Raw genomic sequence first — 21,297 nt, forward strand, 5'->3', positions numbered from 1 at the left:
AAATATCGATAAATAAAAATATTGACTATCTTTATAGAAGATTGAGTGTTTGAAAAAGCATAATTATTGGGGAAATTTTGCTAAAGTAAATTATACATTGAATCTTTTTGTAATTGGGATAAAACAAAAAGAATATGAAAAAGAAAAAATTGATTTTGTTGATTTTTTCGGCAATACTTTTGTCTTGTAATAATGCTAAAGTTGTTCCTGGAGTTCAGACTATTAGCCTTCTTGAAAAATCAAAAGCGCTTCGACTACGCGGGGAAAAGGTAGAGCAAAGCATGCTGAGAAAAAAAGACTCTATAGAGCTGTTGTCTAACGGTAAATCTTCTCAAACCCCTAAAAAAAACGACGAATTTGTTGATGTAGAAAAATTGTCTAGTAATTTTATTTTAGATATGAAATATGCTACATCTGCTAATTTCTTAAAAGAACAAGTGTACGCTTGTGCAAAATGTTATGTGCGAAACGAAGTGGCTCAAGCTCTTTTGGCGGCAAGTAAAGATTTAATGCGTCAAGGATATAGAATTAAATTGTTTGACTGTTATCGACCACATAGTGTTCAGAAAAAAATGTGGAAAATTGTTCCTAATCCGGGTTATGTTGCCGATCCTAAGGGAGGATCTGTTCACAACAGAGGTGCAGCCATAGATATTACCTTAACCGATCTGAAAGGGAATGAACTGGATATGGGTACTGCCTTTGATCATTTTGGTAAAGAAGCTCGTCATTCCTATGCCCAATTACCAAAAGAGGTTATTGCCAATAGAAAACTCTTGCGTACAACAATGGAAAAACATGGCTTCATCATTATTAAATCAGAATGGTGGCATTACAATTTTAGTAGCGGTAAGAAATTTAAAATATCAGATTTTAGGTGGAAATGTAATTAATTTCTATCGGTTATATGGAAATTCATTGATCCAATGAAAACCTCTATTGATTAATAAGAAATCTTCTCTAAGTTTCTTTTTGGCAGCAATTATTAAAGTATCTCCATGGTGTATGGTTTCGAAATAAAATAAACTGTCTTTTTGTTTAAAGGAGAATTTTTTAATATCCGTACTATCTCCATAGGATGTCAGGCTAATAGTTTTAGTAATAGTATCAGTTTCTTCTTTGAATCCGGTAATTTTTTCATCCATGGTTTGAATTCCGCTATACCACTTGTCTATGACCAAGCGCTTCCAGCGTATGCTATCGTTAGCCAATGGAGGCAAGGTGTCATTATTTTTAACAAATTCTTCAACCTCATAAATTCCATACAAAGCTGGTTTTGGCGCCTTTTTACCCCATTCTTCCTGCCCTTCTAATCCGTCACTAATGTTGAAATAAAGGATGAAAATAATAAATAAAGTTTTTGTTATTGCAAGTGCTTTTCGATGTTTATTCTTGTTAGAATAAGATGGTAACCTTTTGGGATTAACCGTATTGTTCAATATGAAGAAATTAATTAATCGCTTAAAATCAGGAACAAGTAAAAAGATTCCCATTAGGGTTAATAGACCACTATATAATTTTACTGGGATATCATAACTCATATTCATCATAAAAACATTAAACATAACACCAATGGTCATGATTGCTCCAAGAATAGTAGTCTTTCTAAATAAAAGTAAGGCCCCTGCTATAATTTCAGCATATCCTGAAAACCTGGTGTATGTATCGCTGTATTCCATAAAATTCCACATTAGCCCCATAGGAGATTGTTCTCCAAAAGTCTGGATTAAATCGAAATTACTTAGTTCGGAGAACTGAAGGGTAAATGCCTTGGAAAAACCATAAGAAAACATTGTTAGCGTAATATAATACCTAATGAATGTTCTAAAATAAACTAAGAGTTTTTGGTAATTATCTTTTTTATGTTCTATAAGTGTCCAAAGTACAGTAAAGAAAATTGAAATGATTATAGCAATGAATTGAAATATATAATCTGCGGTTGTATCACCGCTCCCATTAGGACCAATTCTAATATCATACTTTATAGCGAGAATATTTTTTCCTGTCCAAACGCATAGTTGGTCTATCCACTCTGAATAAAAATCAAAAAGATTATCTTGTCCAGAAAAGCTAGATAGGTAATAGAATAAATCTGGAATTATATTAAACGTAAAGAATACAAATGTAAACCTAAATGCTAAAAGAGTAGGTAAGTTCCACTTGGATTGGGTAGAAAGATCTTGTGTGATTTCCATGAGTAAGAATTATTGATGATCAATATAGTTATTTATGTCATGATTGTATAAAATGTTACCCAACATGTCTTTGAGGAAATAAAATAAAAACGACACTCACCTAAGTGAATGCCGTTTTTGAGCACAATTATAAAAAATCGGAAAAAATTATGCTATTATCTGGACTTGCTCTATATGGGGGCTGCCCTCACTAAGTTTTTTATCTCAGATAAATATTTAGATTACAGTTTGTATATATTCTATAAATATTGATATGCCGATGTGGTTAAGAATTCTTCAAAATCATCAGAAATTACAAGTTCTTTAAAAGTAGAGATTGCGTTTTGATAATTGTTAGAGGCATAAAGTTGCGCTCCTACTTGTTCGTTAATGATTCTTAACTCGTCTTCAAATAATTCATCAAACAGCTGTTGGTTAAGTACTCTACTGTCTTCAAGAGTAACTTCGTTTTTTAGCCATTGCCATATTTGTGTTCGGCTTATTTCTGCCGTAGCTGCATCTTCCATAAGATTATATAATGCTACAGCTCCGTTTCCGCTTAACCAATTGGCGATATAGTGAATACCTACATTAATGTTTTCTCGAATTCCTTTTTCGGTAATAGTCCCTTCGGGAATTGCTAATAGATCTTCTTCAGTAATGTTAATATCATCCCGTTTTACATTCATTTGGTTGGGAGTTGGCATATTTGTATCAAATACCTCTAAAGCCAATTTAACAAGCCCTGGGTGCGCTACCCATGTACCATCGTGACCATTTTTTACCTCACGTTCTTTATCGGCTTTTACTTTTGCAAATGCTGCTGCGTTACGCTCTTCGTCATCTTTGATTGGTATTTGTGCAGCCATTCCACCAATAGCCAGAATATTTCTTTTATGACACCTCTGAATTACAAGTTTGCTATAGGCATCCATAAACGGACTGGTCATGGTTACCTGAGCACGATCTGGAACTACAAAACCTTTGTGGTTTCTTAATTTTTTGATGTAACTGAAAATGTAATCCCATCTACCGCAGTTAAGCCCTACAATATGATCTTTTAAAGCATAAATAATTTCATCTAGCTGAAAGCTTGCAGTAATAGTTTCTACCAGAACTGTAACTTTTACGCTTCCTGGTTCTATGCCTAGGTATTCTTCAGAAAAATCAATTACATCATTCCACCAGATTGCTTCTGTAAAATGTTCTAGTTTTGGAAGGTAGTAATACGCTCCTGTACCATTTTCTTTTAGTTGTTCATTATTGTGAAACAAATAAAGAGCAAAATCAAATAGCGAGGCGCTCATTTCCTGATCTTTAATCAATAAGTGCTTTTCATTAAGGTGTAATCCTCTTGGGCGCACAATTAAGGTAGCTACTTTCTCTCTAAGTTGGTATGTTTTATCTTTTTTTGGGTTGTAAAACGAAATAGTTTTGTTGACGGCATCCTTCAGATTTTTTTGTCCTTGTAAACAATTTTCCCATAGAGGTGCATTACTATCTTCAAAATCGGCCATAAAAGTTTTGGCTCCCGAGTTTAATGCATTAATGACCATTTTTCTGTCTACAGGACCTGTAATTTCGACTCTTCGATCTTGCAAGTCGGCTGGAATAGGAGCGGCAGACCATTCGCTATTGCGAATTTCTTTGGTGTTTTCTGGAAATGAAGGGTAAGTTCCCAGATCAAACAACTGCTGCTGACACTCACGGTTTTTCAAAAGTGTTAATCGTCTTTCGTTAAAACGATCTTGCAAAGCTTCTAAGAAAATCAACGCACCATCTGTTAAAATTTCTGGATGATAGTTTCTTACATCTTTAGAGAAGCTAATTTTTTGGCTAAGGTTTGTCTGTATTTCCATAACTATTATCGTTTGAGTGAACAATATTATAAAAAAGTTTTTTATTAAACAAGCGAACGTTCGCTAAATGTGAATTTTTTCTTTTTTCAATTGTTACGCAAAAATTACTATTTTTGAAATTATGGCAATAGCAGAAGAATATATAAGATTGATTTTCGGTCTGAAAATCAAGCAAATACGAACAGAAAAGGATCTCTCTCTCTTTGGGCTTTCCAAGCTTAGTGGGTTATCTAAGTCGTATTTGAACGAAATTGAAAAAGGTAAAAAATATCCAAAAACAGATAAAATTATTAAACTGGCAGACACCCTTGAGGTGCCGTATGATCAATTAGTATCTTTGAAATTAGATAAAAATCTGGCTCCAATTGGCGAGATTTTACAATCGGGAATACTAGATGAGATTCCTCTGGAGTTATTCGGAATCCAGCAAAGTGATTTAATAGACATCATTGCAAATGCTCCTTCTAAAGTGAATGCATTTATAAGTACTATTATTGAAATAGCACAGCATTATAACATGAGTAGAGAGGGGTTTTATTTGGCATCTCTTAGATCGTATCAAGAAGCACACAATAACTTTTTTAAGGATTTAGAGGACAAAGTGGTTCGTTCGGCCAATACTTATCAATTGAGTCTCGATGGTAAGATAACTTCTGCCGAGTTAGAAGAAATATTAAAGGAGGAATATGGATATACGATTAATGAAGCAGGTATTCCTAAAGAAGAGGAGTTGGATAATTTGAGATCTGTGTTTGTTCCTTCTACAAAGACATTATTATTGTCTGATCGAGTAGATGAAGCGCAAAAAACCTTTATTTACGCCAAAGAATTAGGATATCAATATTTGAAAATTACTGAAAGGCCATATACTTTTTCCTGGATACGATATGATAATTTTGAAGAGGTGTTGCATAATTTTTATGCCTCTTATTTCGCCGGAGCTTTGATTATTCCTAGAAACCATTTGAAAGACCATCTAAAAAAACTGTTTTCTACTGATAAGTTTTCTGAAAAAGCATTCCATAAAATTATGCATATGTATAATGCGTCACCAGAATCTTTTTATCAAAGGTTAACCAATGTGTTGCCAAAGGATTTTGGAATGCAAAATGTGTTCTTTCTCAGATTTACACATAAAAAAGGAATCGAAAAATTTAATTTGGTGAAGGAATTGCATATCACGCATCAGCAGCAACCGCACGCCAATGAGATTAATGAGCATTATTGTAGACGATGGATGGCTATAAAAACATTGCAACGAACGGCAAATGAGGATCTGGATTATGCATTTAATATTCAGATTTCTGATTATGCAGACTCAGATCAGCAATATCTTGTATTTACGTCTGCGACCAAAGACCCGTTCAGGAATGATTACTATCGAAGTATCGGGATTGGATTTTTAATTTCTCCAGCATTAGAGAAAAAGATTGGTTTTGTAAATGACTCTAAGATACCTAAGGTTAAGGTGGGGGTTACTTGTGAATCTTGTTCTTTAAAAGATTGCAGTGATAGAATGGCACCTCCAAAACGATTAATAGCCAAGGAAAAGTATAAAAAAACCTCTCGTCTTGTAGAGGATATCGTTAAAAAGTATTCCTGAATTCTTACCTATATCGTAAAGCCTATGTTTTAACATTTTTTGATAAGATTTAAAAGCACAATGAATATTTGGTTTAATACTTAATTCTTACACATTTATAGATATTAGTAATAGTTAAGTTATTCAGGATATCAGTATACATGGTTTAATCTAGTGCATGTAATTATATGGGGTAAAATTAGTCCTGAATCTTCAACTATATACAAATCCAGAACTTCTACTATTTGATTTATACCTAAAATAGCTTTTTTAATTTAATCTTTAAATTTTTTAAAATGAAAAAAGTTTTTTTAGGGCTATTCTTAGCCGGAGCATTAATGAGTTTTGCCAATGTTGATAAAAGTGTAGAAACCTCTGACGAAGCATTTGGCTGTACCGTTGAAATTAGAAATGGAGATGGGGAGTTAATAGGTTGGGGATACGGTTCTACTTGCGCAGATGCAAGAGAACTTGCTATTAAATCTATGGAGAAATAGGTGAATTTTGTTGATAAGGGCATAACTCTTTTAAAAAAAGTTGTGCCCTTATTTTAATTAATATATATAAAATTATGCGATACTTTGTTTGTACAGTAGTTTTTTTTGGGCTCTTTCAATTAGCTAATAGTCAGGATTATGTGTTGAAATATAGTTTTAAAGATATGTTAGGTAATAGTAGTAATGCCAATCTTATAGTTAGGGGTAATGAAGCTGTTTTTAAAGTAAACGATAGTCATGAATTAGACAATGCAGTCAAAAAGCCTGATGTGAGTACAACGGTTGTAGTATTGCAACGTAAAAATACGGATAAACTTTCAAGTTTTTCATATTCAACTAAAAATGAAGTTTTTACACGAATTCCTTTTATTAAAGGAAAGCAGAAAGAATTCATATATAGGTTTGATGCAGAAGAACTTAATTGGACATTTGTAAATGAAATTAAAAAAATAGGCGTGTACACTTGTCAAAAAGCAACTCTACAGCTTCATGGAAGGTATTATGAAGCTTGGTTTACAACTGAAGTTCCTATTGGGTTCGGTCCTTTTCGATTAAATGCACTACCAGGTATGATTGTAGAAGTCACGGTATCTTCTAATTCCGAAGAAGAGATCACTCGCCATTGGAAATTACTTAGTGTAAAGAAAAGTAATAAGGCGGCTTCTGAAGTATTTGATTTTCATAAACAATTCTTTTTAAGTCATGAAGTAATGGATTATTGTAGTTACGAAGATGTTGCTTCGATGTCGCTAATGGATTATAAAAGGCGAAAATTAGCAATAAATGCAGCTATAAAAGCTAAATGGGCAAAAGAAAGAGGGTATGAGAGCGATGCAGAAATAATGTATTTGCCAAGTTTTTTTACTAATTATTTTATAGATATTCCAAATGGGATTACGGAAAAATTGGATAAAATAAACTAATGGTTAAGTATAAATCAGTAGTACTATTATTGGTTTTTCTTTCTGTAAATAGTTTAATCTCCCAAACAATAACGGGCTTCGTTGAAAATGAAGAAGGAGATAAAATTCCGGGAGTTACTTTTTTAATTAAAAAGAATAAAAATACTTCTGCCATCTCAGAATTCTTTTCTTCCGATGAACAAGGAAACTTTTCTTATGAGGTGAAAGAAAAATACAATGAAACTTTGTATTTCTCTTCATCTACTCTTGGATTTCAAAAACAAGAAGATAGTATAGAATTACCGCTGGTCGGGAAAACTTATGTGCGTAATTTTACGTTAGTTTCTAAAAGTACAGAATTGGAAGAGGTAGTTCTTGTGTCAAGAAGACCTTTTAGGATAAAAAAGGATACTGTTATTTATAATCCTCAAGCTTATAAAGATGGTACCGAACAAAAAGTAGAAGACCTGTTAAAAAAAATACCAGGAATTAAGGTTTTGGACAATGGATCTTTAAAGTATAGAGGGAAAAAAGTACAGGAGGTACAATTGGATGGGGATGATCTATTTGGTGATAATTATTCGATCGGTACTAAGAATATTTCTGTAGATATAATTGATAAGATAGAGGCCATAGAAAATTATTCTAAGAATTCATTCCTTAAAGGTGTAGAAAGTTCAGAAAGTGTGGCTTTAAACCTAAAATTAAAAAGAGGTAAGGTAGATTATTCAGGGAATGGTGAATTAGGACTAGGATTGGGAGATGTCTTGCGTTATGATTTATCCTCCACGGTACTTGGTGTCTCCAAAAAAGTGAAGTCCTTTGGTGTGTTTTCATTAAATAATATAGGCTTAAACAGATCTTCTTTCGATTATTTTTCTACGAATTTAACATTAGAAGAAATACGTAACCAAAACCTTTTTGGTAAAAGAAATATTAATGTGACCTCTATTAAACCCGAAATTGGAAATACGAGAATAAGATTAAATGATGAATGGTCGGGGAATTACAATTTAATTCATAAAGTCACACCTAAATTTAAAATTAGATATAATGTATTTTATTTAAAAGATAAATTGAGATCTCAGAACTCGTTTAATAAAGATTTTTTTTTCGAGAATAATCTATCGTTTCGAGATAAAACGACTACAGTGCAAAAACCTGAACAGGGAAGGTTTGATGTAAAAATGGACTATAGCATTTCTGCAAAATCACTGTTGGAAATAGATTCTTCTATAAGCTATGAAAATATATTAGATCGTGTAGAATTTCAAAGGGATCTAGAAGAGACTACTTTTTCAAATTTAGATTCTGAAATTTTTTTTTGGAAAAATAGAGTCTTGTATTCTCAAAAATTAAATGATTCTCTTGTAATGCAATTTTCTACTTTGTATTCTAGAAATAACTCCCCACAATTGTTTCAAACTGAAGGTGATTTTGTTTTAGAAACAAATCTTGGAGGAAAATTGGTTCAAAGCAGTGAATTTAGGAAGGAGGCTTTTCAAAACTACGTTCAGTTAGTAGGAAAAAAAGTAGGAGTAAAGTATAATTTCTCTTTTGGAGCAAACTTTTATGAAATACCATTCTTTTCAGAATTAAAAAGCCAAGATTCTGTAATACAAGGTTTTAGTAACAACTTGAATTACTCAAAAGCCAATTATTTTTCAGGGATTTCGCTTGGCTATCAAAATAAAAAATGGAAAGCTAGTGCAACCCTGAAAATGAATTATACAAGACAAAATTTAAAGGATTTGGAAGATGGAGTGAATAATCAATTTGTAGATAAATTGTATCCTAATATCTTACTTGGTTATCAATATTCTATAAATAAATTTTCTAAAATTAGTTTTAAAGGGTATTTAGATTATCTAACTCCTAGTGAAAATAACTTATTTTCTAATTATGTCGTTTCTTCAAATCGCACTTTGGTAAATAATATAGTGTCGTTGGAACTTTCAAAAAAGAATAATTATAGGTTAAGTTATAGGGTTGATGATCTTTCAAAGAATATCGAATTAGATCTTTCTTTGGGATACCAAGAAAGAGCAAACCCTTATTTATTGTCTTACAATATTAATAATGATTTTACTGCCAAAACTTATTTTCAGGCGCCAGTTACAAATGAGGATGTTTTTTCAGAGCTTTCTATTAGTCGCTATGTGAGATTTTTACGAACTACTTTTGTGCATACTTCAAAATATACGTTTTCAAATTTTAAAAATGTAGTTAATGAATCAAATTTGCGTAATAATAAATCAAAAAATTATACTGGAGATTTGTTCTTTAAAACCTCCTTTGCAATTCCAGTAAATTTTGAGAATAATTTCAGTTATACTAATGCTACATTTGTGGGTTCAAACAATTTTAGAAATACAAACAATGCTGTTAAAAATACTTTTAGAATAATTTATAAGCCTAACAAAACTTTTGTCTTAAGTGCTTTTAGTTATTTCTATGTGCCTGATTTGAAAAGTAATAATAGTGTTTCTTTTTTGGATTTTAGCTTAAGATATAAGCCAAGAGATTTAAAATGGTTTTCTGGTCGCGTTATTGGTAGGAATTTATTTGATACTAATGTTTTTAGACAGATAGATAACTCAGATTTTTCTACGATACTTTTTCAAAGCAATTTAATTTCTCGTTATCTTATGGTGTCTTTAGATTTGAACTTTTAAAAAACCCGTTTCAGATTTTTGAAACGGGTTTTTTTTATGTAAGAACAAGGATAGTTACCTTGTTGGTCTTTATGGTAAGATGTTTTTATTACATCATTCCTGGCATACCTCCGCCCATTGGTGGCATTCCGCCTCCTGCAGGAGCGTCTTCTTTAATGTCTGTTAATGCACACTCAGTAGTAAGAATCATACCTGAAACAGAAGCAGCATTTTCAAGAGCTACACGAGTCACTTTTTTAGGGTCGATAATCCCTGCCTTAAGCATGTCTACATACTCTTCAGATTTTGCATCGTATCCAAAGTCATCTTTTCCTTCAAGAACTTTAGAGATTACGACAGAACCTTCTCCACCGGCATTTTCTACGATAGTACGCAATGGAGCTTCGATAGCACGGTTTACAATTTGAACACCTGTAGCTTCGTCTGCATTTTCTGTTGAAACGTTGTCTAAAACTGATTTAGCACGCACAAGAGCTACACCACCACCTGCAACAATACCTTCTTCAACTGCGGCACGAGTTGCATGAAGAGCATCATCTACACGGTCTTTCTTTTCTTTCATTTCTACCTCAGAAGCAGCACCAACATATAATACAGCAACTCCACCAGCTAATTTTGCTAATCTTTCCTGTAATTTTTCTTTGTCATAATCAGAAGTAGTAGTTTCGATCTGAGCCTTAATTTGATTTACTCTGTTTTTGATCATTTCTTCTTCTCCTGCTCCGTTTACGACAGTAGTGTTGTCTTTGTCGATAGCTACTTTTTCTGCAGTACCTAAATGTTCTATAGTTGTGTTTTCTAAAGTAAATCCTCTTTCTTCAGAAATTACAGTTCCTCCAGTTAAGATTGCGATATCTTCCAGCATAGCTTTACGTCTATCTCCAAATCCAGGAGCTTTTACAGCAGCGATTTTTAAAGCACCTCTTAACTTGTTTACTACTAAAGTAGCAAGAGCTTCACCATCTACATCTTCTGCAATAATTAAAAGAGGTTTACCAGTTTGAGCTACAGGCTCAAGAATAGGTAATAAATCTTTCATTGCAGAGATTTTCTTATCAAACAATAAGATGTATGGGCTCTCTAACTCGGTAGTCATTTTCTCGCTATTCGTCACGAAATATGGAGAAAGATACCCTCTGTCGAACTGCATTCCTTCTACTACATCTACATAGGTATCTGTACCTTTAGCCTCTTCTACAGTAATAACACCTTCTTTACCTACTTTGTCAAAAGCTTGAGCAATGAGGTCTCCGATAGTTTCGTCGTTATTTGCAGATATAGCTGCAACTTGTTTGATCTTGTCTGAAGAGCTTCCTACTTCTTTCATTTGCTTTTCAAGATCTTTAGTAATAGCTTCTACAGCTTTATCAATTCCTCTTTTAAGATCCATTGGGTTCGCACCCGCAGCAACGTTCTTAAGTCCTTCTTTTACGATAGCTTGTGCTAATACAGTAGCTGTAGTGGTACCGTCACCAGCTAGGTCATTAGTTTTAGAAGCTACTTCTTTAACCATTTGTGCTCCCATGTTTTCTAGAGCATCTTCTAGTTCTACTTCTTTAGCAACTGAAACTCCATCTTTAGTTACGGTTGGAGCTCCAAAAGACTTGCTTATAATTACGTTACGACCTTTTGGTCCTAAGGTTACCTTAACTGCATTGGCCAATGCATCTACACCGCGCTTAATACCGTCGCGTGCCTCAATATCAAATTTTATATCTTTTGCCATTGTTGTTTGTTGTTTTAGAATTGCTCAACAAAATTAGAAAAGCAATTTTTCGAATAGTTTAAACTGATTTGTGATTTAAAGAATCTGAATAAATATTTAGATTATTAAACGATTGCCAGAATATCATCCTCACGCATGATTAAATAATCTTTTCCGTCTAATTTTAACTCTGTACCAGCATATTTTCCATAAAGTACAGTGTCTCCAACTTTAACAGTCATTTCGTGGTCTTTTTTTCCGTTACCTACTGCTGCAACTTTACCTTTTTGTTGCTTTTCTTGTGCAGAGTCTGGAATGTATAATCCTGATGCAGTTTGAGTTTCTGCTGGAAGTGGTTCTACTACCACACGGTCTGAAAGAGGTTTAATATTTACTCCCATGTTTATGATTAGTTTTATGTTTAAAATTTAATGAAATCTTTCGTTGGTTTATATTTCAGAAATTGTGCCAGTAGCAGGATACTGACAAATTGAAATAAAAAATGCCGACTATATGACAAGTCGGCATTTTTTTATGTTTTTTTCAAAACTAAACTAGTCTTGATTGCTGTCGTCTGTTGTAGGAGGAGTCACCGGAACCTCTACTTGAACATCGTCAGTATTTACTTTTGAGTCCTGTGCTCCTTGATTATCCATAAGATCTATATTTGATAATAGAATTAACACAAGTAGCAAGGTTGCAAGAGTCCATGTGCTTTTATCTAAAAAATCTGTAGTTTTCTTAACACCACCCAATTGTTGTGTGCCTCCGCCTCCGAAAGAAGAAGATAAACCGCCTCCTTTTGGGTTTTGTACCATAATTACTACAACTAGTAGAAAAGATACAATAACGATTAATATTAAAAAGATTGAAAACGTTGTCATTATATTGTTATTTATTTTCTTGTAATTTCTTTATTGCTCGAATTTGGTCTGCAAAGAAACCACTTTTTTCGGGATTTTTCAAAATTAATATGTTATAAGCCTGAATTGCTTTTTTGTAATTTTTTTGAGCCAAATATACTTTGGCTAATGTTTCGGTCATTAATTCGTCTGCAGGAGTTTGATTTTCCTTAGCCAAATTGCGTGTAGGAGTGTTTTTTGAAGCGGGTTGAATCTTAGGGTTATTGGCAATAAATTCATCGATGAGGTTGAATTTTTCCTCTTGTTTTAGTTTCCCGTCAGATTCTTTTTTATCTGCATCTATGGTATTTGTTTCCTGTTGATCGAGATCTCTTTCAACTGGTTTCAAAGAGGTTAATTTTAACCATTCTGCAAATGAATGTGTCTCTTTTTTTGTAAAATCAAGAGGTTGGTTTATTTGTAAGTTTTCATCAGAGTTTGGGAGCTGTTTATCTTCCTTTTTTTGATGAATTTGTTGTGGCAGACTTTCTTTTTTTCTGATAGAAAACAACCCTGGATCCAGTACGTCTTCGGCCTCTTTTATTTTCATAGTAACCGCATCATCCATAGCCATTCTAGGTAATGTTTTTACCTCCTCATGATCGACCACTTCGATATCTGATTTTGTTTTTTTCAGTGTTTCTTGTTCTTGTTTCTCACTTTGAAAGTGATCAGAGGTGATAAAGTCAAACAGTACAGCGCGATCTGTGGTGTAAGCTGCGGTAGTTTTAAGCTCCTGGTTATATCTAAAGCTACCTTGGTTTTTAAGAGCTTTGAGTAATAAAGGACGAATAGCTTGAAAATAGGGGAACTCCTTCGACACTTTTTCCAAAGTATTGAGCTGCGACGTTTTTAATTGGTCGGGATGCTGTAGTAAATATGTGAGTTCCTTTAGATTCAAGTAGTATGTATTGATGTATTGGTAATTTGGTTTACCACCTAGCTAGAGTGGCATTAAACATGTCTTGTGTAATACGTTCAAAAATAATTTGTAATGCCTCGTCTCTAACAGTGTTTTCTGATTGCGAAGCAGGGTAGTCAAAGAAAAATGAAAAACGTTGTTCTAGATCTTGAGTAGAGTCTTTGGCGTCATAAAACCTCATATTAACGGCAATAGTAAGTCGGTTTTGAGCTGCAGTAATATCTGAAGTAGCGGTGTTAGGTGAGACATAATCCTGAACGATCTCGCCTTCATAAACTATATCACCACCAGATGTTACTAAATCAAGATTTGTTTGGTTTAGAATTAAATCTTGCAATTGATTTGTAAAGGTTTGGTCTGCACCGGGAAAAATTCTCGGGGATTGATTTTGAAAGAAATTCACCTGAAAGGTCTTCGTGTCTGGAGAAATATTAGTTCCGCTGAAGGAATAAATACCACAACTTTGAATCAATGCTAAGGTTAAAAAACCAATAAAAATGTTTCTAATTATATTCATTAACTGTGTTGGATCTTAAATGTTTTATTGTACTCGCTTACAGGTCGTATTGCTTAATTTTTCTATATAATGTACGCTCACTAATTCCTAATTCTTCAGCTGCAGCTTTACGTTTTCCTCTATGACGTTCTAACGACTTTTTAATAAGTTCTAGCTCTTTGTCTTGGAGTGATAAAGTTTCTTCTTCTTCAATTTCTTCTGCAAAATGATATTTATCCTCTTCGCTTACTGCAGGAGTCGAGGGTTGTGCAATTTGTAAAACCTCAGTAGGAGTTACAGGTTCATTAAAGCGAACTTCTTCTTCGTTTTCTTCTCTATAAATTTTTCTGATGAGCCCCTCATTTTCTTTTTGAACTTGTTGTGAGTTACCACTTTGCATCAGTTCCATTGTTAGTTTTTTAAGGTCATTTAGGTCGCTTTTCATATCAAAAAGCACCTTGTATAAAATCTCTCTCTCATTGCTAAAGTCGCTCTCTTTTTTGTCAGAAGAAATTACTGCAGGAAGGTTGCTACCTATATTTGGAAGATACCCATGTAATGTCACCGCAGAAATTGTTCTGTTCTGTTCAAGGACTGAAATTTGTTCTGCAATGTTGCGTAATTGTCTAATGTTTCCGCTCCAGTGATATTTTTCTAATAAAGATATGGCATCATCGGTCAGACGAATCGTAGGCATCTTATATTTGGTTGCAAAATCTGAAGCAAACTTTCTAAATAAGAGGTGTATGTCGTCTTTTCTGTCGCGTAGAGGGGGTAATAGAATTTCAACAGTACTTAAACGATAGTATAGGTCTTCTCTAAACTTACCTTTTTTAATAGCTTCAAACATGTTTACATTGGTAGCCGCTACAATGCGAACATCTGTCTTTTGTACTTTTGAAGACCCTACCTTTATGAACTCTCCATTCTCTAACACGCGAAGCAATCGTACTTGAGTGGTTAAGGGAAGTTCTCCTACTTCATCTAGGAAAATAGTTCCGCCACTAGCTACCTCAAAATAACCATTTCGGGTCTGGGTAGCTCCTGTAAATGCTCCTTTTTCGTGTCCAAATAATTCACTATCAATGGTTCCTTCAGGAATTGCACCACAGTTTACAGCAATATATTTTCCGTGTTTGCGGTGAGATAGAGAATGTATAATTTTAGGAATACTTTCTTTACCAACACCACTTTCTCCAGTGACCAATACAGAAATATCGGTTGGAGCTACTTGAATGGCTTTTTCTACAGCACGATTTAGCTTAGGATCATTTCCTATGATTCCAAATCGTTGTTTTATGGCTTGAACTGATTCCATATGATAGTAAACGTTAAGAGTTTAAATCTTTATTAATTATTATCAGAATATCCTACAGCTTCCCCTAATAGAGTAGCGCTTGTGCACTCGTCAATATGCACCATAACAAAGTCTCCGATTTTATATTCTCCTTTAGGGAAAACAGCTACAGTGTTTTGAGTTGTTCTTCCGCTCCAGTGTGCATCAGATTTTTTAGACTCTTTTTCAATAAGGATTTCTACGGTTTTACCCACAAATGCCTGATGTCTATATTCACTATGTTTTCTTTGCAGTTCTATGACCTCGGCTAATCTTCGTTTCTTTATGTCTTCTGGTACATCATCTACCATTTTTCTGGCAGCAAGAGTACCAGGTCTTTCAGAATATGCAAACATAAAACCATACTCATATTTTACATATTCCATAAGAGATAAAGTGTCTTGGTGATCCTCTTCTGTTTCTGTTGGGAAACCGGTAATAATGTCTTGAGAAATGGCGCATTCAGGTATTATCGACTTGATATTGTCTATTAAATCGAAATATTCCTGTCGAGTGTGCAGGCGATTCATTTCTTTTAAAATTCTATCACTACCACTTTGTATTGGTAGGTGAATGTATTTACAAATGTTTTGGTGTTTTGCCATTACATTGATTACATCCAATGTCATATCTTGTGGATTAGACGTTGTAAATCGCAATCTTAATTTTGGGTGCTTTTCTGCTACCATATCCAAAAGCTTGGCAAAGTTTACTGCTGTTGCTTTTTGGAAATCACTGGCTTTTTCAAAATCTTTTTTCAATCCACCGCCATACCATAAATAACTATCGACATTTTGACCAAGCAGTGTTACTTCTTTGAAATTTTGCGCAACAAGTTCATCTATTTCTTCAAGAATACTTTGAGGGTCGCGACTACGTTCTCTTCCTCTGGTGAAAGGAACTACACAAAAGGTACACATATTATCACAACCACGGGTTATAGATACAAATGCAGAAACGCCATTGCTTTGTAGTCTAACAGGAGAAATGTCACCATAAGTTTCTTCTTTAGAAAGAATAACATTAACTGCATTGCGGCCAGCATCGACCTCCTCAATAAGATTAGGGAGATCTTTGTAGGCATCTGGTCCAACGACTAGGTCTACAATTTTCTCTTCTTCAAGAAATTTACTTTTCAGACGTTCGGCCATGCATCCCAGAACGCCTACCTTCATTCTTGGGTTGATCTTTTTTACAGCATTATATTTTTCTAGTCTTTTTCGAACTGTCTGTTCTGCCTTTTCACGAATAGAGCAGGTGTTTACTAGGACAAGATCAGCATCTTCAAGATCTTGTGTGGTGTTAAAACCTTCTTTAGCCAGAATAGAAGCTACTATCTCACTATCGCTAAAATTCATCTGGCAGCCGTAACTCTCTATAAAAAGTTTACGTTGGTTTTCTTTTTTCTGATCTAGTATCAGAGGTTGTCCTTGTTTGTTTTCGTCTATAATCTTCTCCATAAAAATATTCCTTACCCAATTGAGGCAAATAATGTGCAAAGATACTTTTTAATACGATTTATGACAAAGTGGCAGGGTTTTATTTTGAAAAAATCTATATTTGAGTGATACAACTAAAAAATAAACATTATGCAAGCTGATAAACTTTTTGAAAAAATAGAAAATAATAATCCTGTAGATTTTGGAGATATCTTCACCAAAAGTATCGATTTGTTTAAAAAGGTTTGGTCTCAGGGGTTTATACATTTACTCATTTCTATGCTGATTGTTCTTCCGTTGGTTCTGATAATGTATATTCCGATTTTTGCTCTGGCAGGTTTAGCAGGGTTTGAGCCCGGTTATTCTGGTTATGATTATGGTCATGAAGAATTATCTGTTGGGTTGGGTATTTTGTTTGTTATTCTTGTAATAGTTATGTCAATGTTAGCATCAGCTTTTCAACTGGGTATCATGGCTCATTTTTATAAAGTCTGTAAACAAGCAGATATGGGATCTTCTATAAGTTCAAGTTATTTTATGTTTTTCAAAGGGAAATACCTGGGAAAGATCTTTACTCTAGCCATAGCTTCTTTTGGTATCGCTTTATTGGCTGCGTTACTATGTTATTTGCCTATTTTTTATGTAATGGTTCCACTACAATTAATAGGGGTAATATTTGCATTTAACCCAGATGTTGGGACTTCTGATATTATTAAAGCTAGTTTTAAGTTAGGGAATAAAGTATGGTTAGTGGCTTTTGGGTTAATTCTTATTTCGTCTATGTTGGCTCAGTTTGTCGGTTTTTTATTGTGTGTAATAGGAGTGTTCTTTACAGCTTCTTTTGTGTATTTGCCCATATATTTCTTGTATAAAGATAGTATAGGATTTGAGGATGATGAAACAAAAAATGAGGGTTCTATATTAATAGAATGATAATTTTAAGTGCAACTTATACAAGGTTGTTTTTTGAACTTATTTTTATATAATGAATCCTGATATCAATTTTTTGATATACTTTTGTGGTCTGAAATTAAAGGATTATGGCTAAGAATTTAGTGATAGTGGAGTCGCCTGCTAAGGCTAAAACTATAGAAAAATTTCTCGGAAAAGATTTTACGGTAGCATCAAGTTTTGGGCACATCGCAGATTTGCCTGCAAAAGAGCTTGGAGTAGATGTAGATGGTGGATTTACACCCAAATATATAGTCTCAAAGGATAAGAAAGATGTTGTAAAAAAACTTAAGGATTTATCGAAGAAAGCAGAGATAGTTTGGTTAGCAAGTGATGAAGACCGAGAAGGAGAAGCAATAGCATGGCATCTTGCAGAAACTCTAAAATTGGATAAAACTAAAACGAAGAGGATTGTTTTTCATGAGATTACTAAAAATGCTATTTTAAAAGCTATAGAAAACCCGAGGTCGATTGATTATAATCTAGTAAATGCGCAGCAGGCAAGACGAGTGCTGGATAGATTGGTGGGTTATGAGTTGTCACCTGTGTTATGGCGTAAGGTAAAAGGAGGATTGTCTGCCGGAAGAGTGCAATCTGTTTCGGTCCGATTGATTGTTGAGAGAGAGCGCGATATTATAGGTTTTACCCCAGAAGCATCTTACAGAATTGATGCTGAATTTTCAAATGAGAAAGGGAAATCTTTTAAAGCCAAACTTCCTAAGAATTTTAAAACCAGAGAAGAGGCAGAGGATTTCTTAAAAAAGAATATTGGAGCATCTTTTAAAGTTGCAGATTTAACTACAAAGCCAGCAAAAAAATCTCCTGCACCGCCATTTACAACATCAACTTTACAGCAGGAAGCATCTAGAAAACTATACTTTTCAGTAAGTAGAACCATGACGATGGCGCAACGATTGTATGAAGCAGGTTTAATAACCTATATGAGGACAGATAGTGTTAATCTTTCCGTTGAAGCTCAAAATGGTGCCAAAGCAGAGATTGTTTCTGCCTATGGTGAAGAATACAGTAACCCAAGACAATATAAAGGTAAATCTAAGGGAGCGCAAGAAGCTCACGAAGCTATTCGTCCAACAGATTTCTCCAGGCATACAGTAAATGTAGATTATGATCAGCAAAGATTATATGAGCTCATATGGAAACGTGCTATCGCTTCTCAAATGAGTGATGCTAGGTTAGAAAGAACCAATGTCAAGATAGAATCAAATGGTCATAATGAACAATTTACGGCAAATGGAGAGGTGATCAAGTTTGAAGGATTTTTAAAGGTTTATCTTGAAGGAAACGATGATGAAGATGAAGAACAAGAAGGAATTCTTCCTGCAATGAAGGTGAAAGAAGCGTTGTATAACTCTTTTATTTCAGCTACAGAAAGGTTTACTCGGCCACCTAGTCGTTACACAGAGGCGTCTCTAGTAAAAAAGTTAGAAGAATTAGGTATTGGTCGTCCTTCTACATATGCTCCAACTATTTCTACTATTCAAAACAGGAACTATGTGGAGAAAGGTGCTAAGGAAGGAGAAATGCGTAAGTATACTCAGATGATCCTTTCGGGAGATGCTATTGAAGAGAAAAACTTATCAGAAAAAGTAGGTAGTGACAAAGGGAAATTAATACCTACTGATGTGGGGATGGTTGTAAATGATTTCTTGGTGAATCATTTTTCGTCAATTCTCGATTATAATTTTACCGCAAAAGTAGAACAAGATTTTGATGAAATTGCAGATGGACAAGAAGATTGGACACATGTAATGAAAGAATTCTACAAAGAGTTTCATCCAATAGTTGAAGATGTAGCGCAAAATGCTGATCGAGAAGTAGGTGAACGCGTTTTGGGTGAAGATCCTGCCAGCGGTAAAGTAGTAAGTGTTCGTTTAGGTAAATTTGGTCCTATGGTTCAGATAGGTACTGCAGAAGATGAAGATAAACCAAAATTTGCAAGCTTACCTCCAGGTCAGACGTTGAGTAGTATTACTTTTGAGGAGGCCATGGATCTTTTTCAATTGCCTAAAGAATTAGGAGAGTACAAAGGAGAAACCTTGGTAGTGAATAATGGGCGATTTGGTCCATATGTTAGATTTGGAGAAAAGTTCGTTTCATTAGCCAAAGGAGAAGATCCATTAAGCATTACGCTGGATAGAGCAAAAGAGCTTATAGATGAAAAAGAAAAAGCTGACGCTCCTATATATGTATATGAAAACCTACCGGTTCAAAAAGGTAAAGGGCGATTTGGTCCTTTTATTAAGTGGAACGGAATGTTTATCAATGTAAATAAGAAGTACGATTTTGATAATTTATCTGACGAAGATATTGTAAAGCTTATTGAAGAAAAAAAGCAAAAAGAAATTGATAAAGTAATTCATAATTGGGAAGAAGAAGGTATTAGAGTAGAAAAAGCAAGATGGGGTAGAAGTAATATCATTAAAGGGAAAACCAAGATAGAATTGCCAAAAACTGTAGATGCTTCAAAACTCACCTTGGAGAAAGTAAAGGATCTTATCGAAAAGAATGCTCCAAAGAAAAAGACAGCCAAAAAGAAAAAAACTACTACCAAAAAGAAATAAACAATGTCTTTCGAATTTCTTGCTCCGGTAAGCGATTTAGTTGCCGCCCACACCAAATTGCTTTCAGATCAATCTTTGGGAAAAAGAATAAATATTCACACCGTAGAAAATGGTATTCCTGAACTTGATAAAGTAGATATTGCTATCATAGGGATTCAGGAAAATAGAAATGATGAAGACTTTTTAGGTGAGAAATTAAATTTTGATGCCATCCGAAAATCTATCTATGAATTATATCCTGGGAATTGGGATACACAAATAGTAGATCTTGGAGATGTGTTGCCTGGTAATGAAGTGAGTGACACCTATTATCTTGTGCAAGAGGTGTTGTCTACTTTGCTTCAAAAAAATATTATCCCTATCGTTATAGGAGGTAGTCAGGATTTGGTATACGCACAATATCGAGCTTTTGACATTTTAGAACGTATGGTAAATTTGGCAAATGTAGATGCCAGGTTTGACTTGGGAAATTCTGCGCAACCCATTACCAATAAATCTTTTGTAGGTAAAATAATAGTAGAGCAACCATACAATCTGTTTAATTATAGTAATATAGGATATCAAACCTATTTCAATTCTCAAGAGGAAATAGATCTTATAGAAAAATTATATTTTGATGCGTATCGCTTGGGAGAAGTAATTTCAGATGTAACTATTGTAGAGCCTATAATGAGGGATGCAGATATTGTGTCTATAGATTTAGGGGTATTAAATTCAAATAGTTTACAAGGAGCTATAGCTTCGCCAAATGGTTTTGACGGACGAGAGATTTGTGCGATATCTAGATACGCTGGAATAAGTGATAAAGTTAAAAGTTTTGGTATATACGAATTCAAAAACTTTAAAAATGAGGATACTGCGTCCTTATTAATAGCTCAGATCATTTGGTATTTTATAGAAGGTGTTAACTATAGATCCAATGAACTTGATGTAAAAAAATTAAAAAGCACATTACATTATAATGTCCCAATCGAAGATGAAATATTATCTTTTTATAAGAGTGCAAAAACAGGAAGATGGTGGATAGAAATACCATTTATTTCGTCTGGCAATAATAAATTGAAAAGACATACGTTATTACCTTGCACATACAACGATTATGAGCGTGCTTGTAATCAAGAAATACCTGAAAGATGGTATAAGGCAAAACGAAAAAACGAAGTTTAACATTTTTATTAGGCAGATTTAAGGTTTTTTTTAGAAAAAAATTGTTTTTCTGAAAATAAATAAATAGGTTTACGTCCTTAAATCTAGAAGATCTTAACCTAAAACACG

The 21,297-nt window shown here is 33.9% G+C and carries 17 protein-coding genes; 8 read left to right on the forward strand and 9 right to left on the reverse strand.

The window, feature by feature from the left end:
- Positions 1 to 134 precede the first annotated feature (134 nt).
- Positions 135 to 893 (forward strand): M15 family metallopeptidase, encoded by a 759-nt coding sequence (locus M0D21_RS06510; protein WP_248327643.1) that lies wholly within the window; start codon positions 135 to 137, stop codon positions 891 to 893.
- A gap of 3 nt (positions 894 to 896) precedes the next feature.
- Here the strand turns inward: M0D21_RS06510 and M0D21_RS06515 are convergent, their stop codons facing one another.
- Positions 897 to 2,195, reverse strand: a complete 1,299-nt coding sequence (locus tag M0D21_RS06515; RefSeq protein ID WP_248327644.1) for a hypothetical protein — start codon at positions 2,193 to 2,195, stop codon at positions 897 to 899.
- Between the two features lie 239 nt (positions 2,196 to 2,434).
- Complete coding sequence (gene aceB / locus M0D21_RS06520) at positions 2,435 to 4,033, reverse strand: malate synthase A (RefSeq protein WP_248327645.1); 1,599 nt, start codon at positions 4,031 to 4,033, stop codon at positions 2,435 to 2,437.
- Between the two features lie 121 nt (positions 4,034 to 4,154).
- On the opposite strand from aceB, the gene M0D21_RS06525 reads away from it, so the two are divergent.
- From M0D21_RS06525 to M0D21_RS06540, 4 genes are all read left to right on the forward strand, one after another.
- Positions 4,155 to 5,636, forward strand: coding sequence for a helix-turn-helix domain-containing protein (locus M0D21_RS06525; protein WP_248327646.1), 1,482 nt, complete (start codon positions 4,155 to 4,157; stop codon positions 5,634 to 5,636).
- Positions 5,637 to 5,911: 275 nt separating this feature from the next.
- Complete coding sequence (locus M0D21_RS06530; RefSeq protein ID WP_248327647.1) at positions 5,912 to 6,112, forward strand: hypothetical protein; 201 nt, start codon at positions 5,912 to 5,914, stop codon at positions 6,110 to 6,112.
- Positions 6,113 to 6,186: 74 nt separating this feature from the next.
- The gene (locus M0D21_RS06535; protein WP_248327648.1) at positions 6,187 to 7,035 is read left to right on the forward strand and encodes a GLPGLI family protein; all 849 of its coding nucleotides are present in this window, start codon (positions 6,187 to 6,189) and stop codon (positions 7,033 to 7,035) included.
- Entirely contained in the window at positions 7,035 to 9,689 is a 2,655-nt protein-coding gene (locus M0D21_RS06540; RefSeq protein WP_248327649.1) for a peptidase associated domain and porin domain-containing protein, read from the forward strand. The genes M0D21_RS06535 and M0D21_RS06540 overlap by 1 nt, the downstream gene beginning before the upstream one ends.
- A gap of 88 nt (positions 9,690 to 9,777) precedes the next feature.
- Here M0D21_RS06540 and groL read toward each other — a convergent pair whose 3' ends face one another.
- From groL to miaB, 7 genes are all read right to left on the reverse strand, one after another.
- On the reverse strand, positions 9,778 to 11,415 hold the full coding sequence (groL, locus tag M0D21_RS06545; RefSeq protein ID WP_248327650.1) for a chaperonin GroEL: 1,638 nt from the start codon (positions 11,413 to 11,415) through the stop codon (positions 9,778 to 9,780).
- Between the two features lie 104 nt (positions 11,416 to 11,519).
- Entirely contained in the window at positions 11,520 to 11,795 is a 276-nt protein-coding gene (locus M0D21_RS06550; protein WP_248327651.1) for a co-chaperone GroES, read from the reverse strand.
- 153 nt (positions 11,796 to 11,948) lie between these two features.
- Positions 11,949 to 12,278, reverse strand: coding sequence for a preprotein translocase subunit SecG (gene secG / locus M0D21_RS06555; protein WP_248327652.1), 330 nt, complete (start codon positions 12,276 to 12,278; stop codon positions 11,949 to 11,951).
- A 7-nt stretch (positions 12,279 to 12,285) separates the two neighbouring features.
- Positions 12,286 to 13,197, reverse strand: a complete 912-nt coding sequence (locus tag M0D21_RS06560; RefSeq protein WP_248327653.1) for a hypothetical protein — start codon at positions 13,195 to 13,197, stop codon at positions 12,286 to 12,288.
- A 31-nt stretch (positions 13,198 to 13,228) separates the two neighbouring features.
- Positions 13,229 to 13,735, reverse strand: a complete 507-nt coding sequence (locus M0D21_RS06565; RefSeq protein WP_248327654.1) for an LptE family protein — start codon at positions 13,733 to 13,735, stop codon at positions 13,229 to 13,231.
- Positions 13,736 to 13,772: 37 nt separating this feature from the next.
- The gene (locus M0D21_RS06570) at positions 13,773 to 15,032 is read right to left on the reverse strand and encodes a sigma-54 interaction domain-containing protein (protein ID WP_248327655.1); all 1,260 of its coding nucleotides are present in this window, start codon (positions 15,030 to 15,032) and stop codon (positions 13,773 to 13,775) included.
- Between the two features lie 32 nt (positions 15,033 to 15,064).
- The gene (gene miaB / locus M0D21_RS06575) at positions 15,065 to 16,510 is read right to left on the reverse strand and encodes a tRNA (N6-isopentenyl adenosine(37)-C2)-methylthiotransferase MiaB (protein WP_248327656.1); all 1,446 of its coding nucleotides are present in this window, start codon (positions 16,508 to 16,510) and stop codon (positions 15,065 to 15,067) included.
- Between the two features lie 129 nt (positions 16,511 to 16,639).
- Here miaB and M0D21_RS06580 point away from each other — a divergent pair, with 129 nt between their 5' ends.
- The 3 genes from M0D21_RS06580 to M0D21_RS06590 all read left to right on the forward strand — a co-directional run bounded on the left by M0D21_RS06580 (position 16,640) and on the right by M0D21_RS06590 (position 21,189).
- Positions 16,640 to 17,422 (forward strand): hypothetical protein, encoded by a 783-nt coding sequence (locus M0D21_RS06580; RefSeq protein ID WP_248327657.1) that lies wholly within the window; start codon positions 16,640 to 16,642, stop codon positions 17,420 to 17,422.
- Positions 17,423 to 17,529: 107 nt separating this feature from the next.
- Positions 17,530 to 20,022, forward strand: coding sequence for a type I DNA topoisomerase (topA, locus tag M0D21_RS06585; protein WP_248327658.1), 2,493 nt, complete (start codon positions 17,530 to 17,532; stop codon positions 20,020 to 20,022).
- A 3-nt stretch (positions 20,023 to 20,025) separates the two neighbouring features.
- Entirely contained in the window at positions 20,026 to 21,189 is a 1,164-nt protein-coding gene (locus M0D21_RS06590; protein ID WP_248327659.1) for a formimidoylglutamase, read from the forward strand.
- Positions 21,190 to 21,297: the final 108 nt, after the last annotated feature.

The organism is Aquimarina acroporae, assembly GCF_023195925.1.
Classification (GTDB): domain Bacteria; phylum Bacteroidota; class Bacteroidia; order Flavobacteriales; family Flavobacteriaceae; genus Aquimarina; species Aquimarina acroporae.

Bases quoted from the DNA above. Each gene is read 5' to 3' on its own strand.
- topA (WP_248327658.1), top strand. From the start codon at position 17,530: ATGGCTAAGAATTTAGTGATAGTGGAGTCGCCTGCTAAGGCTAAAACT.
- M0D21_RS06525 (WP_248327646.1), top strand. From the start codon at position 4,155: ATGGCAATAGCAGAAGAATATATAAGATTGATTTTCGGTCTGAAAATC.
- M0D21_RS06565 (WP_248327654.1), bottom strand. From the start codon at position 13,735: ATGAATATAATTAGAAACATTTTTATTGGTTTTTTAACCTTAGCATTG.
- M0D21_RS06570 (WP_248327655.1), bottom strand. From the start codon at position 15,032: ATGGAATCAGTTCAAGCCATAAAACAACGATTTGGAATCATAGGAAAT.
- M0D21_RS06515 (WP_248327644.1), bottom strand. From the start codon at position 2,195: ATGGAAATCACACAAGATCTTTCTACCCAATCCAAGTGGAACTTACCT.
- M0D21_RS06550 (WP_248327651.1), bottom strand. From the start codon at position 11,795: ATGGGAGTAAATATTAAACCTCTTTCAGACCGTGTGGTAGTAGAACCA.
- M0D21_RS06590 (WP_248327659.1), top strand. From the start codon at position 20,026: ATGTCTTTCGAATTTCTTGCTCCGGTAAGCGATTTAGTTGCCGCCCAC.
- M0D21_RS06580 (WP_248327657.1), top strand. From the start codon at position 16,640: ATGCAAGCTGATAAACTTTTTGAAAAAATAGAAAATAATAATCCTGTA.
- aceB (WP_248327645.1), bottom strand. From the start codon at position 4,033: ATGGAAATACAGACAAACCTTAGCCAAAAAATTAGCTTCTCTAAAGAT.
- M0D21_RS06535 (WP_248327648.1), top strand. From the start codon at position 6,187: ATGCGATACTTTGTTTGTACAGTAGTTTTTTTTGGGCTCTTTCAATTA.
- miaB (WP_248327656.1), bottom strand. From the start codon at position 16,510: ATGGAGAAGATTATAGACGAAAACAAACAAGGACAACCTCTGATACTA.
- secG (WP_248327652.1), bottom strand. From the start codon at position 12,278: ATGACAACGTTTTCAATCTTTTTAATATTAATCGTTATTGTATCTTTT.
- M0D21_RS06530 (WP_248327647.1), top strand. From the start codon at position 5,912: ATGAAAAAAGTTTTTTTAGGGCTATTCTTAGCCGGAGCATTAATGAGT.
- M0D21_RS06510 (WP_248327643.1), top strand. From the start codon at position 135: ATGAAAAAGAAAAAATTGATTTTGTTGATTTTTTCGGCAATACTTTTG.
- groL (WP_248327650.1), bottom strand. From the start codon at position 11,415: ATGGCAAAAGATATAAAATTTGATATTGAGGCACGCGACGGTATTAAG.
- M0D21_RS06540 (WP_248327649.1), top strand. From the start codon at position 7,035: ATGGTTAAGTATAAATCAGTAGTACTATTATTGGTTTTTCTTTCTGTA.